The sequence below is a fragment of the Streptomyces sp. NPDC000878 genome (genome assembly GCF_053599695.1).
This window is the reverse complement of record NZ_JBSFMT010000067.1, coordinates 15,717-28,351: the sequence shown is the minus strand read 5'-3', so window position 1 is coordinate 28,351 and position 12,635 is coordinate 15,717. Positions and strand designations below refer to the sequence as shown.

The 12,635-nt window shown below is 67.7% G+C and carries 11 protein-coding genes and 1 pseudogene; 5 read left to right on the top strand and 7 right to left on the bottom strand.

Going from position 1 to position 12,635, the window contains the following annotated elements; all coding sequences use genetic code 11:
- Positions 1–38 precede the first annotated feature (38 nt).
- Positions 39–812 (top strand): IS21-like element helper ATPase IstB, encoded by a 774-nt coding sequence (istB, locus tag ACWDR4_RS39110; RefSeq protein WP_450415599.1) that lies wholly within the window; start codon positions 39–41, stop codon positions 810–812.
- Positions 813–1,565: 753 nt separating this feature from the next.
- On the opposite strand, the gene ACWDR4_RS39105 is transcribed toward istB, so the two are convergent.
- Both ACWDR4_RS39105 and ACWDR4_RS39100 read right to left on the bottom strand, forming a co-directional pair.
- Positions 1,566–2,144: a GIY-YIG nuclease family protein gene (locus tag ACWDR4_RS39105; RefSeq protein WP_450415597.1), complete on the bottom strand. Its 579-nt coding sequence runs from the start codon at positions 2,142–2,144 to the stop codon at positions 1,566–1,568.
- A 56-nt stretch (positions 2,145–2,200) separates the two neighbouring features.
- Positions 2,201–2,407: a three-helix bundle dimerization domain-containing protein gene (locus tag ACWDR4_RS39100; protein WP_328690142.1), complete on the bottom strand. Its 207-nt coding sequence runs from the start codon at positions 2,405–2,407 to the stop codon at positions 2,201–2,203.
- Between the two features lie 435 nt (positions 2,408–2,842).
- Between ACWDR4_RS39100 and ACWDR4_RS39095 the strand changes: the two genes are divergently transcribed.
- Positions 2,843–3,286: a hypothetical protein gene (locus tag ACWDR4_RS39095; RefSeq protein ID WP_450415595.1), complete on the top strand. Its 444-nt coding sequence runs from the start codon at positions 2,843–2,845 to the stop codon at positions 3,284–3,286.
- A gap of 109 nt (positions 3,287–3,395) precedes the next feature.
- Here ACWDR4_RS39095 and lgt read toward each other — a convergent pair whose 3' ends face one another.
- A complete protein-coding gene (gene lgt / locus ACWDR4_RS39090) occupies positions 3,396–4,277 on the bottom strand; it encodes a prolipoprotein diacylglyceryl transferase (protein ID WP_450415594.1) in 882 nt (293 codons plus the stop codon).
- A gap of 143 nt (positions 4,278–4,420) precedes the next feature.
- On the opposite strand from lgt, the gene ACWDR4_RS39085 reads away from it, so the two are divergent.
- Both ACWDR4_RS39085 and ACWDR4_RS39080 read left to right on the top strand, forming a co-directional pair.
- The gene (locus ACWDR4_RS39085; RefSeq protein WP_450415592.1) at positions 4,421–4,930 is read left to right on the top strand and encodes a MarR family winged helix-turn-helix transcriptional regulator; all 510 of its coding nucleotides are present in this window, start codon (positions 4,421–4,423) and stop codon (positions 4,928–4,930) included.
- A 434-nt stretch (positions 4,931–5,364) separates the two neighbouring features.
- On the top strand, positions 5,365–5,934 hold the full coding sequence (locus tag ACWDR4_RS39080; protein ID WP_450415590.1) for an SMI1/KNR4 family protein: 570 nt from the start codon (positions 5,365–5,367) through the stop codon (positions 5,932–5,934).
- 66 nt (positions 5,935–6,000) lie between these two features.
- Here the strand turns inward: ACWDR4_RS39080 and ACWDR4_RS39075 are convergent, their stop codons facing one another.
- Both ACWDR4_RS39075 and ACWDR4_RS39070 read right to left on the bottom strand, forming a co-directional pair.
- Positions 6,001–6,693 (bottom strand): transposase family protein, encoded by a 693-nt coding sequence (locus ACWDR4_RS39075; RefSeq protein WP_450415589.1) that lies wholly within the window; start codon positions 6,691–6,693, stop codon positions 6,001–6,003.
- Positions 6,694–6,946: 253 nt separating this feature from the next.
- Entirely contained in the window at positions 6,947–7,591 is a 645-nt protein-coding gene (locus ACWDR4_RS39070) for a uracil-DNA glycosylase (protein ID WP_450415588.1), read from the bottom strand.
- A gap of 840 nt (positions 7,592–8,431) precedes the next feature.
- Between ACWDR4_RS39070 and ACWDR4_RS39065 the strand changes: the two genes are divergently transcribed.
- Positions 8,432–8,698 carry an alpha/beta fold hydrolase gene (locus ACWDR4_RS39065; RefSeq protein WP_371658288.1) on the top strand — a complete coding sequence of 89 codons (267 nt, stop codon included), beginning with the start codon at positions 8,432–8,434 and terminating at the stop codon, positions 8,696–8,698.
- A 366-nt stretch (positions 8,699–9,064) separates the two neighbouring features.
- Here ACWDR4_RS39065 and ACWDR4_RS39060 read toward each other — a convergent pair whose 3' ends face one another.
- Together ACWDR4_RS39060 and ACWDR4_RS39055 are read right to left on the bottom strand one after the other, a co-directional pair.
- Positions 9,065–10,576: a DUF1996 domain-containing protein gene (locus tag ACWDR4_RS39060; RefSeq protein ID WP_450415587.1), complete on the bottom strand. Its 1,512-nt coding sequence runs from the start codon at positions 10,574–10,576 to the stop codon at positions 9,065–9,067.
- Positions 10,577–11,108: 532 nt separating this feature from the next.
- A pseudogene (locus ACWDR4_RS39055) lies at positions 11,109–12,292 on the bottom strand (IS110 family transposase).
- Positions 12,293–12,635: the final 343 nt, after the last annotated feature.

Here is a 12,635-nt window from a genome sequence, read left to right as displayed (position 1 = left end):
ATCGGCGCCCATCCTGACCGACGAAGGAATTAACGACCATGACGTTTCCCCAGGCCCCGGCCCTGCCCGAGGAGCTCGACAAGCTCATGCGCCGCATGCGCCTGCCCTACATGCGCAAAGCGGCCCCGGACGTCCTGGCCACCGCCCGAGCCCAACGCTGGGACCCCGCCGAGGTGTTGCGGCTGCTGATATCCGAGGAGGTCACCGGCCGCGACGCCGCCACCCGGCGTCTTCGTCGCCACTCGGCGAACTTCCCCACCGGCAAGACCCTGGGCTCCTGGCGGGCCGAGGACTCCACCATCCCCGAACCCACCCAAAACTCCCTGATCACCCTGGAGTGGATCGGCCGCGCCGAGAATCTGGTGATCGCCGGCCCGTCGGGGACGGGCAAGAGCCACTTCACCGAGGGCCTGGCCCAGACCGCGATCGAGAAGGACCTGCGGGTGTCCTGGTTCACCCTGGAGACGCTGAGCGCCGCGATCGGCAAATCGAAGGTCGACGGGTCCACTGCACGGACCGTCGCCCGGATCTGCCGCGCGGACCTCATCGTCATCGACGACATCGGCCTGCTGCCCGTCGGGGAAGACGCCGCCGAGGCGTTCTACCGCATCATCGACGCCGCCTACGAACGCCGGTCCATCGCGGTGACCAGCAACATCCACCCCTCAGGCTTCGACACGATCATGCCGAAGACTCTCGCGGGCGCGAGCACCGATCGCCTCATGCATCACGCTCACCTCGTGACCACCACCGGCGACTCGCATCGCCTCGCCGAGGCCCTCGCCGGGAAGGGAGTGGTCCCCTTGAACTGACCTCCACCCCGGGAACACCACTGGCCACACGCCTGGCTTTCTGATGGCCACCAGCCTGGGCCTCCAACGGCCACCCACCTGGGCATCTCAATGACCGTTGACACCTCGGTCATGAAACGACGGGCAGCGTGCCGGGCGGCAGCAATTGGTTCGTTGCCGTCCAAAGCCACAGCGGACAAGATCGGGCGGTCCGCCAACAGCTGAAACTCGTCTCCATGCATGCCTGAGTCACACCGCCACCCTTGTCCTGTGCAACAACGACGCCCTAATGCCCCCGAATCAACGCCACATGCGACTCGGCACGGGCGATGCGAGTGTGCGCGTACATCCTGGAACAGCCCCTTCACCCGCGGAGGGCACCACCATGCGCCCCCGGTTGTCCGGATGTGGCCCGCCCGCTGAGTGGATTCTCCGTGCCTGGCCGCAGGGCAGCGGCGAGAAGTCTCATCGCCGCGCCGCAGCGCGACAGCCAGCCGAACCGGCACACCTCGCAGGGCACCGCCGCACTCCGGTCCTCCGTCCGGGATCAACATTCCCAGGCCGGCTTCGGCCCCGCCGTCACCAGCACGATCTGCTCCGGCGGAAAGGGGCGCACCGTCAGCTTGGCCCAGCCAGCGCCCGGCCACGAGTCGGGGTCACTCGCGTTCTCCGACGGCCGGCCCCACGCTCCAGGTGCGTGGTTCTCGATGCCTTCGGCACGGCTGCGGCCGACACGGCCGAGCCGCCAGGAGTGCGGCTTGCCGTGCTCCCGCCTCAGGAAGACTGCCGCTCGCCGGTGGGGGACGGTTGATCCGGGCGGGGTCCGGCGCTGGCGTAGTAGAGAGTCCTGGCCTGTTTGACGCGGTCCAGGCTGGTGCCGTGCTCGGCTCCATCGACGTTCAACGGCGGGCGGAGCCGGGAGATCAGTACCGTCTCCAGCGGGACAGGATCGGCATGCTCGCTCCAGGTGAGGGCGAGGTGCTGGTGCATCCAGTCGGTGAGGCGCTGTTCGTCCTCGCCGACCAGGACGACCCGGTCGGTCCAGGTGGTGCGGTAACCCTCGCTAGGCATCAGGAGTCCGGCCAGTGTGCGGCGCAGGGTGGAGCGGCCGGAGTCCCTCAGGTGGTTCGAGACGATGCGGGACCGTAGCCGCTTGGCCTTGCCCAGGTACAGAAGCCGCAGGTGAGCATCACCGGAGTTGGCGGGACCGTGGAAGGACACGAGTGCGTCTGCCGGCGCCCACCAGGCATACAGGCCCGCCGTGATGGGCAGGCCGGCGACCGCCGCGTCCAGGGTGCGCGGTGCGGAGAGCAGGTCGGTTTCGGCCTGCCGCACGCTGAAGTCGTCGAGCATGGAAACACCCTAGGACGGGCCGGGCGGACCGTCAGGGCTTCCGGTGCCGCCGGCGTTCAGTGGTCGCGTTCGCTCAGGATGTGCTGGGCCCTGCGTTCCACGAGAACGGGCACGTAGCTGCGAACGGGCATGTCTTTCAGGGACGCACAGGCCGTGGCGACCGCGGCTTCAATCTCGTCAGGTGTGTGGGTGTCGCCATGGGAGGTCTTAAGGTGCTCGGTGACGTGCTGGATGGCGACGTCCTCGTCCAGTTCGATCAGCATGGCTCCCCCTCGTGGGGCAAGGACTCCTGAAGTTCTTTGCGGGCAGGGCCCGCGACAGCACCGTTTGGACACTCCTCAGCCGCCCGGTTGGCGGCGTCGCCGCTGCTGCCGACGAGCCCCAATATGGGACGGTAACAGAATAGTTCTGTAGCCGATGCAATGCGTAGGTCATGGCTCCGCAAATGGATACCCGCCGGTCACGGCCCGCCGACCTGTAGCGGCGTTCGGGAACGGTCCGCGCACTGCCTGCACCCGTGCAAGTCGTGGCACGCTTGCGCCCAGAGCGATGACGTACCAGCCGGGAGAGACATGGACAGCACACACGACGTGTACGTCCCCGAAGGCACCTTCGGTGTCCTCGACGCTGGAGAAATCCCTGTTCAGACTGCGGACTGGGGTAACGGACTTGCTGTCCCCATGTCACAGGGGGCTCTCGTGGTCACGGGAATCCACACCGGCACGGTCCGGGCCACGGCGACCGCTCTGGCCGGGCCACCAGTCGCGTCGGTGCATGCCTCCTGGGAAGAAATCGTGGAAGTCGGCCTGCGCGTCACCACGGGCCCCCTCCGGGTCGAGTCCCTCGAACACGGCCCGGTCGACGGACTTACTCCCCTCAGTCCTGCGGGACCGGGCTGGTACCGGCTCCGCGTCCACGCGCGAGGTCGCAACATCCTCCCGGACAAGGTCAGCACCGAGCCCGTGGAGGACTATCTCCTGGTGACATGGCCGGCAACCCCGTCCGACGCAGACATCATCCGCAGCAGCGACCGCATCGACCAGGCTCTCGCTCACGCATCCGACATGCCCGAGCCGCAGCCGCCCGCCCCTACACGGGGCGCAGAGCAGGAAGCCCTCCGTCGACGGTTGCTACGGGGGTAGACCGATTTTCGTCTCAACGGGACCGTCACTGCGTGGCCTCGCCGGTCGGCAACCGCAGCGAACGGCCCTTCGTTGGCGGGCCGTGATGCCTCCGCGTCTGGGACGGCCGTCACGACCGATTCCCGCCGGACACCTCGGCCGGCACCTTGTCCTCCCCCGCGGTACCCGGCGGATACGGCGCATCGTCGTCCGGCCGCGGACGGCGGGTGACAACCAGGAACACCAGCGCGCCGGTGAACAGCACCAGCGACACCCAGTCGTTCAGCCGCAGGCCCAGGAAATGGTTGGCGTGATCGATGCGCAGCGCCTCGATCCACGCCCGCCCGGCGGTGTAGGCGAGGACGTAGCAGGCGAACAGCCGCCCCCTGCGCAGCCGTTGGTGATGGCGGCGGTCGAGGAACAACAGCAGCGCCATCACACCCAGGTTCCACAACGACTCGTACAGGAAGGTGGGGTGGTATAAGGCGACGTCCGGGCTGCCGGCGGGCCGGTTCGCGGGGTCGATGTGCAGCGCCCACGGCAGGCCGGTGGGACGGCCGTACAGCTCCTGATTGAAATAGTTGCCCCACCGCCCGATCCCCTGCGCCAGCACCAGGCCGGGCGCGACGGCATCGGCGAAGTCGGCCAGCCTGATGCCACGGCGGCGGCAGCCCAGCCACGCCCCCACCGCACCCAGCGCCACCGCGCCGGGGATACCCAGGCCGCCGTCCCAGATGTACAGGGCGCGGATGGGCTGCTTGCCAGCGGTGAAGTACAGCTCCGGGTCGGTGATCACGTGGTAGAGACGCCCGCCGAGCACGCCGAACGGCACCGCCCAGACCGCGATGTCCGCGATGTCCTCACGGCGCCCGCCCCGCGCCTCCCAGCGGCGGCCGGTGAGCCACACGGCGGTGAAGATGCCGGCCAGGATGCACAGCGCGTACGCGCGGATCGGCACCGGTCCGAGGTGCCACACCCCCTGGGACGGGCTGGGCAGGTACGCCAGGTTCATGAAGTCGACCGTTCTGCATGTGCGAGGCCCGGCCACGGGCCGGGGAAGACCCGCCCGACGATACATCGGACACCGAAGCATCTTGTGGTCGGAGCCCTGCACGAAGGGCAGGCACACGCAGGCGGCCCCGTTACTCTTGCCGCATGTCCGCGCAGCCCTGCTCCGAAGCGTCATCAACGTCCCGCCCCACCACTGAGGTGTCGGACGCCCGGCTGCTCACCGAGGCCGTGACCCGGCTGCGCCGCGCGCTACGCGCTTCGATCCGCACCGACTACCCGTGGGAGACCCTGCCCATGGCCCAGGTCGAGCTGCTACAGGTGCTCGGCGAGCACTCGCCCGCCCGGATCAGCGACCTGGCCACCCGCCAGCGCCTCGCCCCCAGCACCGTCAGCGGACTGATCGGCCAGATGATCAACGCCGGACTCGTCGTCCGCGAGATCGACCCCGCCGACCGACGCGCCTCCGTCGTCACTCTCACCGACACCGGCCGCGAACAGCTCGCCGCGTGGACCGCCGCCCACGAACGCCGCCTGGACGCCGCCCTCACCGCCCTCGACGACACCGAGCGCGCCGCCGTCGCCGACGCCCTGCCCGCCCTGTTCCGGCTCGCCGAGCACCTGGGCGAACCAGGGAACGGCCCAGGTGCGCACTGATCCATGGGAGGTGACCCTCCTGGTGCCTGCTCCACGGTGATGCGATCCCATCAGGATGCCGCTGACGCCGCCCGCAGACCACCGCCGCCGACGGACCGGCCGGGCACGGGACAAGTCAGCTGCGCCCCGCCCAGGAGCACTTCCGGTACGCGCCCACTGAGCGTTCATTCAGCTTCGCCATTCCAGGGTGACGCCGTGGCCCTCGCTTGAGTCCTGGAAGCTCCTCGGCCGGGAACAGTGGGTTGTCTGTGAAAAGTCGCGGGCGGTCACTTCGCTGAGGGGCCGACCCTGCGCTTCGGGGCGGAAGATGATCGTGGGGAGGGGTGGAACACACGCTCGAAGTACCATCTCTGCAAGGGTCTCCGGCCGATACTTCCCAACCTCCACAGTGGCGTAGTCGGACGGAGACATCCCTGTAGAGAGGGCAGAGGGCGATGAGTGTGACTGAGAGTTGGTCGCGTGTGATGAGGCTTCTTCGGGAGCACGCGCCGGCCGATCACGCAGATCTTCCAGGGCCCGCTACGGAGCAGATGCTCGCGGCAGCCGAGGAACGGATGGGGATCTCCCTGCATGGGGACCTGCGGACGTGGCTGTTGCAGAACAATCTGGATCTGCCAGAGGAAGACGTCGACGACGAAGTGGCATGCTGCGGCTTCGACGGGTTCCCCGACGAGGGAAGCTTCTTTCTGGGCATCCGGGCGTTGGAGAGGCTCTACGCGAACCGCTCCACGTCCTGCGGATTCGACCCTCCGGACCAGCCGGACTACCCGTTCTGGCGTAACGAGTGGATCCCGTTCCTGTCGGACCAGGACGGCTGGATGGGAAAGTTCATCGATGTGCGGGACGGGCGCGTCGGCAGATGGTTCGTGGGTGACCCCACGGTCACAGGCGAGTACGAATCGATGGCCCAGTATTTCGACTCCTTGGCGGAGACGCTGACGAAGATCGCCGATGGAAGCTCCCCGGTCTGTCGGTTCACCGAAGGTCGACTTGCCTGGTCGTGAGACGGCTCCCAACTGGATGACGGCCATTGCCAATCCGCCCTCACCCTGGAACGGCAATGAGATTCATCAGCGTTGACGCTCCAGGGTGAGGACGGCTGCGGCGATGACGGTCATCCGGTTGGGGCTGCAGCGGGCCCGGCGGAGGATCTGCCAGGACTTGAGTCGCGCGATGCTTCGTTCGACCGGTGCTCGTGCCGCTGACAGGGCTCGGTTGATCGCCCGCTGGGTTGTGGTGAGGTCCTGGCCGGGAAGCCGTCTGATGGGCGTGGTCACCCAGGGGCCGGCCCCGATGTAGGCGCGGTCGGCGAGCACGGGGACGCCCTGGCGTTCGCAGATCCGGATGATGCGGTGGGTGCGGGCCGCGGTCAGGTCGTGGGTGCAGCCGGACAGCGCGGGTGAGATCCACAGCAGCTTGCCGGTGGGATCTGCCACGACCTGCACGTTCACGCCGTGACGGCGGTGCTTCTGGGAGAAGTCGGCCCGGCTGTCGCCGACCCGGTCGCACTCGGCGAGCGTCCCGTCGAGCAGGACGTGATCAGGATCCGTCTCGCGCAGGACCCGCAGCAGACCGGGTGCCCGGCGGGACAGGTGATTGACGACGGCCGTGACGTAGGCGCGGGCGGTCCCGACGGATATACCGAAGCCGGCGGCGATCTGCGTGAGCGTGTCGTGTCGGCGCAGGTAGACCATGCCGACGAGGGCGCGCTGGTGGGGCGGGAGCTTGCAGCGTCGGTCACCCTCACGGGTGACGATGAGCATCGATACCCACTCGACCAGAGCGTGAGGCAGGACGGGGAACCAACGAGGCTCCTGTATTGATGAGTTGAGACATCGAGCACCTCTCTCAACGGCACGGGAGCCTCGTGAGTTGCGGAACGCTGGCCCGTCACCGATCAGTGGCCACTCTGAAAGAGCTGACTGGCGATCGAGCAATCACTGAGCCCCAGCATGCCGTAGCCATACGAGAACAGGGCCGCACCCGCGGCCTGGGCTGCGTCGGCGCCGTTGAATTCTACGACTGCCTGGTCCTCTCGCGGAGCGCGGCACCGACTTTCTGGTAAGAGTCGATTCGGTGCTGTGCGCGGCGGGCACGTTCCTCCGGGTCTCGCACGAAGAGAGCCTGCTGCCCGGGGTGGTAGGTGCTCACGACCTCCAGAAGCCGGTCACGGACAGCATCAGGGTGCGCCTTGAGCAGACGACGCCACACATCCTGGGCTTCATTGCCCTGGAGGAGCACGACTTCTGCCTTTGGCATCACCGCCAGCAACTGTTTCAGAACTTCGGCACCAGCCTGGAGCTCAGCCGCCTTCGGCGGGCGGTTGATGTACCAGGGATACGCATTCCAGGGAGTGACGTCATGCGGCGCCATCCCGGCCCGCTCGAAGATCTGGGCCTGAAGCTCCGCAGTCGGATCATCGTTCTCCACGCACAGGGATCCCGAGCCGGTGCCATCCAGCGTCTTGGGGCCCGGGTCTCGCAGAACGGACAAGACGCGAGCCCCCGCTCCCCCGTGCCAGGGCGCGACATACGGCATCCAGCCGCGCCCTTCCGGCTGGCGCAAGGCATCGACCATCTCGTTGATCGGACGGACATGAGGTGCGTAGCGCCCCTGCTCCTGCTCCGCCCGGAACGCCGCTTCACGCATCCGTCTGGCCATACTTCCTCGAACACCGGCGGGCACGATTGCAGGGACCCTAGCGGGGACGGCTGACACTGTTTGATCGGACCTGCCACCGGCATGCGACGACGCGTCCGGAACGGTCATTGCCACGGGATGGCTGTGACGGAGAAAAGGTGACACGGCCAGACGGCGGCTGACGATCTACGGCAAGCGTGTGGGCACCGCGTACAACCTGTTCGATGGGCTGGATCTCCTGCACCGGGCGGGCCTGCCCGCCGGGGACACCACCGTCGGCCCAAGCCGATCGAGTGGCGCGGCTACGGACCGTGCGACTGGAACAACATGGCCTGCTCGCGGCCTCAGCCGAGGCCGAACAGTGGGCCCACCAAGGTCAGCCCAGATCGCTACCCACGCGCACGACAAGCGCGAACAGCATCAGCGACGTGCCAGCCATCTGGCTGTGCAGATGAATAGGGGCCCACCGAATGCTGCACGAACCGGCAGAGGAACGCTGCTACTTGAAGTGAACGAAGCCCACACGGAGGACCCTGGCCCTCGTCGGGGTCCTCCGCTGGTCAAGCGACAGGCATCGCGCATCCCGGAGCAGCCCTCGCCGGCTTCGTCGCTCTCCAGCAGTGCAAGAACAACCCCGAGCAGTTCCTCGGCACACGCCAGCCGCGGGCTCAACATCTCACCCCTGTCCGCCCCGGGGGCCCCGCCGGCCACCGCCGCGGCGTAAGACCCAGCGACGCCGCAGCCAGCCTCCGGTCTCTCCGATCACGACCAGAACGGCCGCGGATGCGGCGCACCCGCCGAGACGCGCCGGCTGCCCGGCGAACGTGCCGCCGCGAGCCGGTGTGGTCCGTACGAGCGTCGATGACCCCCGCCTGGGTCCGTGAGATCCGCGCCGTGGACGCCTTCGGCGACGACCTGGAGCAGTTCTCGGTCCTGGAAACCCCGACACTTCTGGTGGTCGGGCAGTTCAGGCCGCCGTGGCTCACCGACATGTCCCGGCGCCTCCAGCAGGCCCCGCCGAACGGACGCCTCGTGGAGATCCCCGGCCACGCGCACGACGCGTATCTCACCGATCCCGGCGCGATGGCTGATGCCATTCTTCCCTTCGCCCTCGACCCCGCTGCATAGGCCGAGGCTGGACGCTGTAGCGCGACCAACTGTGCCGCCTCGCTGATCCAGAGCCTGAGGCAGCTGACGGTCTGCCTCCACAAACAGCACTCGCCGTATCGACGCCCACGCGCAGGCTGCCACGGGCGAATTGGGTTCCGTAGGGCGTTCGGGCCCTACTGTGCCGGGCCGTCCGTCTCACACCCTTACCGCTGCGAACTCGACCACGCCTCCGGCAGAGGGACATGACCCCGGCCAGGAGCATCTGACTGAAGCAACTTGCCGGCCGACGGATTGCGTACGCCTGTCGCCGACACGTCTCGGTCTCAGCCGTGGGCGCTTGCCGGCAGTCAACGAGGGCCCGGCCAGGGCTTCAAGGCGGTGACATCACTGGCACTGGCGGCCGATGTTGATGCACTGGACCATCTCGTTCATCAACTGCTCGTCAAAAACGTTGACGAAGTCACCGTGGTCCGTGATCGGCTTGTGCATCTGCTCCGGGAAGCCGTCCACCGCGTAGAACGGGCTTGACTGACCGTTGTCGTTCAGGCTGGGCGGGTCCACGGCGTAGACCAGACGCTGTACGAGCTGCGGAATGGCCTTGAAGCCACTCGGACAGGCGCCCGTATTCGAATCGGCGAAGGCGACGTGGGCACGGTGATTGGCGCTGTCGATGTTCTGACCGTCCCAGCAGCTCTGGAACTTGGACGTCCGGACCAGGCTGCTGCCCTGGGGACAGACCGGGTACTTGTCCGTCAACTGGCGGTCCTCGAAGCCGGTGCAGCTCCACGCCGCGTTGGCGTTCGCGGTGCCGTTGGTGAACGCCTTGGCATCACCGGTGATGATCCGCAGGAACTTGGGCATGGCCACGACCTCGCCGCTCACGTTGCCCACGTACTCCAGGGTCACCTCGGATGCGGTGAGGATCTTGCCGGCATTGCCCTCGGCACCGCCGCCCTGTTGCCCGGCATCGAATTCCTCGGTGCCGTCCTGCAGCCGCAAGACCGGCCAGTAGTAGGACGACTTGTCACTCTGGTTCTGGCATGTCGTCTCGCCGTTGGCGAAGTCGTCGTTGTCCGCGAACGCGTCGTTCGCCTGGTTGCCGACATAGTCATGCGTGTGATGAGCGCCATTGTCCACACCGGGCGCCACGATGACGTTGGCGCTGTTGTACAGCTTGTTCTCGTTCACACCGCACTGAGTGGTGAAGGTCCCCGTGGAGGCCTCCTGTGACACGCGGGGTGCTGTCACGTTGGGTTGGACCGTGGTGATGTCGACGAAGTCAGCGGCGACAGGCCCGTTACCTGCCTGTCCGCCACCGGCAGGCTGCCCCTGCCCGTTGCCCTGTTCTTCTCCCTGATCGTTCTCCTGGCCGCCGTTCTGATTGCCGCCGGTGTCGCCCTGGTTGCCGGAAGCGCGCAGCGTACAGGCGGCCAGCGCCTCAAGGCCCTGCGGCCTGTCCCCCACCCTGCCTATGGCAATGGCGATCCGGTCGATCGTCGCGACCCGCTTGTCCTTCAGGGGACCCACGATCGCGTTGCTGGCGAAGTTGCTGTCCTGCTGTATGGCCTGGGCCGAACTCTGCAGCCTCTGATATGCCTCGGAAATCTGGCTGTCCAGCAGAGCAAGCTGCTTGTCGACCTCTGCCCTGGCCTGGTCCGGCACCTGCTGCAACCGGCTGCCGACGTCGGGGCAGTCGATGGTGGAGGCTTCCGAGGCCGCGGCTTCGCCGGTCACACCTTGAGATGACCGTTTGACGGTGTTGCCGCCCGATGTCTCGTGGGCGGAGGCATACACATTCACGACCACCAGCCCGCCCGCTCCGAGGGTGAGCGCCGCAGCGGCGGCAATGACCTTGCCGCCCGTGGTCTTCGATCGTTTGCGCGCGTTGCGCCCCATGGAATTCCTCCGAACTCTCCTGGGTGGACCACCAGTTCACGAAGTGAGTCGCACCAGAAGGAAGCGTTGTCCTGCCTGTCGGCCCCCTGCGGGGCCCCTTGCCGACCAAGGGCCAGTCGGTCGCCGTGCGAGGCCGCGAGTCCAGGATGCGTCCCTTCGCTCACAGCTCCTCCGGCTCTCGACGCATCCGTCGAACGGTGTGTTCAGGGACCAGAGTTACCCGTGGGACTGCCCCAACGGAGGAATTGGGTCGCCACGTCAGGTTCTCGTAAGAACTCGCCGCACCGGCTGAGGACTTCGCGAGCGATGGTGAACGTCACCCGCGAAGCGCGAAGGCACCTCACGACGGCGTGCGACGGCGTGCGGCTGCAACAGCTTTCTCGTAGTACGACGCTCACGCCGGCAGGCTCTCGCAGCGACGACACTGCCAGAGCAGCCAGGTGCACGACGCCCGTGCCGTCGAGGCCGGCCCTGACGCTGCGCTTGCCGAATACCTCCCCCATGCCGGTCAGACACCCCATGTCGTTTGGTGTCAAGCGGCATGGGGTTGGGCGTGGTGCGACCAAGCGGTCGCTTCGTCGCAGTGGGCGCGGGTTTTGAGGCAGCCGTGGAGGATGCCGCCGAGGCGGTTGCCGAGCTGGCGGAGGGCGGGGTTGTAGCCGGCCTCGCGTGCTCGTTGCTTGTCGTAGTCGCGGCGGGCACCAGGTGAAGCGCGCAGAGCGGCGAACGCCTGGCGCTGGAGGGCGTCGGCGAGGCGGTTGTAGCGGACGTAGCGGGCCTGGACGGTGTGACTCTTGCCCGAGGCGCGGGTGACGGGACTGGTGCCGGCGTAGTTCTTGCGGGCTTTCACTCTGGCGTAGCGGGTGGGGTCGTCTCCGAACTCGGCGAGCACCCGGGCGCCGGTGATCTCCGCGATGCCGGGCATCGAGAGGCAGATCTCAGCGTCCGGGTGCTTCAGAAAATGGGCTTTCACCTGCACTTCCATCGCGGCTATCTACTCGTTCAGGGCGATGATCAGGCGCGCGTGGGCGGTGACGGTGACCGCGTAGGCGGAGGTGACCGGCTCGGGCAGGCCGAGCTGCTTCTCGCGCAGGGCGCTCTGGACGGTAGTCGCCTTGGCGTCGCGATGGTGGCGGCGGTGACGGGCCAGGACCGCGGTGATCTGAGTGCGCGTCAGCTTCGCTCCGGCCGCGGGGTGGGTGCCTTGATCAGCAGTTCCAGAGCGTCGGTGCTGGTCAACTCAAGGTCTGCGTAGGCGGACAGAGCGGCGGCGTAGTACTCGCGCAGCGTGGTCCGCAGCCGCTGGAAGGTGCGGGTGCGTTCCCAGATCAGAGTCTGGTGGGCGCGTGCGACGACCTTCACGGCCTGCACCTGCTCGCTGTCCCCGGCGACCGGCCGTAGCCGGTCGCGGTCGATGCGGACCATGTCGGCCAGCACGTGCGCGTCGCCCTTGTCACTCTTGGCACCGGACGTGCCGTACCGCTCCTTGAACCAGGCCGCCTGCTTGGGATTGACCGCGTAGACCCGGTAGCCGGCCACGATGAGAGCCTGGACCCACGGGCCACGGTCGGTCTCGATCCCCACCACCACCTGCGTGGGCTCCAGCTCCTCGCTGCCATGCCGAGCGACCAGGGCGTGCAGCTTGGCGATGCCCTCCACGCCCTCGGGCAGCCGGGCCGCGGACAGCTTGCGGCCTGTCTCGTCGACCAGCGCCACGTCGTGGTGGGGTCGGCGCGGAGCGCGATACTGGGGTTCCTCCCAGCCCGTTTCTCCGCGCCGCCCTCCCGAACCGGACGTGCGAGTTGGCCCCGCATCCGGCTCTCCACAAGCCGCGTTGAGCCGCTGCTTTCCTCAGGTCGTGCTGGGCCAGGGCGACGGAATGGTCGTCCCTCTGGGCCGGTATCGCATGGTTGCTACCGAGCCCGGGTTGAACGGGACGACGTCGCCGTCGTGTGGCCACCATCCGCCGTCGCAGTAGCGGCGGCGGAGTTCCTTCCATCCGATTCAGGGTCCACACCCGGTTGTGGGTCTGTCAAACGAGCGGCTCTGTCCCGTAGTC

Excerpts from the sequence above, each read along its gene's own strand:
- ACWDR4_RS39075 (WP_450415589.1), bottom strand. The coding sequence starts at position 6,693 with ATGCTCATCGTCACCCGTGAGGGTGACCGACGCTGCAAGCTCCCGCCC.
- lgt (WP_450415594.1), bottom strand. The coding sequence starts at position 4,277 with ATGAACCTGGCGTACCTGCCCAGCCCGTCCCAGGGGGTGTGGCACCTC.
- ACWDR4_RS39100 (WP_328690142.1), bottom strand. The coding sequence starts at position 2,407 with ATGCTGATCGAACTGGACGAGGACGTCGCCATCCAGCACGTCACCGAG.
- ACWDR4_RS39080 (WP_450415590.1), top strand. The coding sequence starts at position 5,365 with ATGAGTGTGACTGAGAGTTGGTCGCGTGTGATGAGGCTTCTTCGGGAG.
- ACWDR4_RS39060 (WP_450415587.1), bottom strand. The coding sequence starts at position 10,576 with ATGGGGCGCAACGCGCGCAAACGATCGAAGACCACGGGCGGCAAGGTC.
- ACWDR4_RS39070 (WP_450415588.1), bottom strand. The coding sequence starts at position 7,591 with ATGGCCAGACGGATGCGTGAAGCGGCGTTCCGGGCGGAGCAGGAGCAG.
- ACWDR4_RS39065 (WP_371658288.1), top strand. The coding sequence starts at position 8,432 with ATGACCCCCGCCTGGGTCCGTGAGATCCGCGCCGTGGACGCCTTCGGC.
- ACWDR4_RS39105 (WP_450415597.1), bottom strand. The coding sequence starts at position 2,144 with ATGCTCGACGACTTCAGCGTGCGGCAGGCCGAAACCGACCTGCTCTCC.
- istB (WP_450415599.1), top strand. The coding sequence starts at position 39 with ATGACGTTTCCCCAGGCCCCGGCCCTGCCCGAGGAGCTCGACAAGCTC.
- ACWDR4_RS39085 (WP_450415592.1), top strand. The coding sequence starts at position 4,421 with ATGTCCGCGCAGCCCTGCTCCGAAGCGTCATCAACGTCCCGCCCCACC.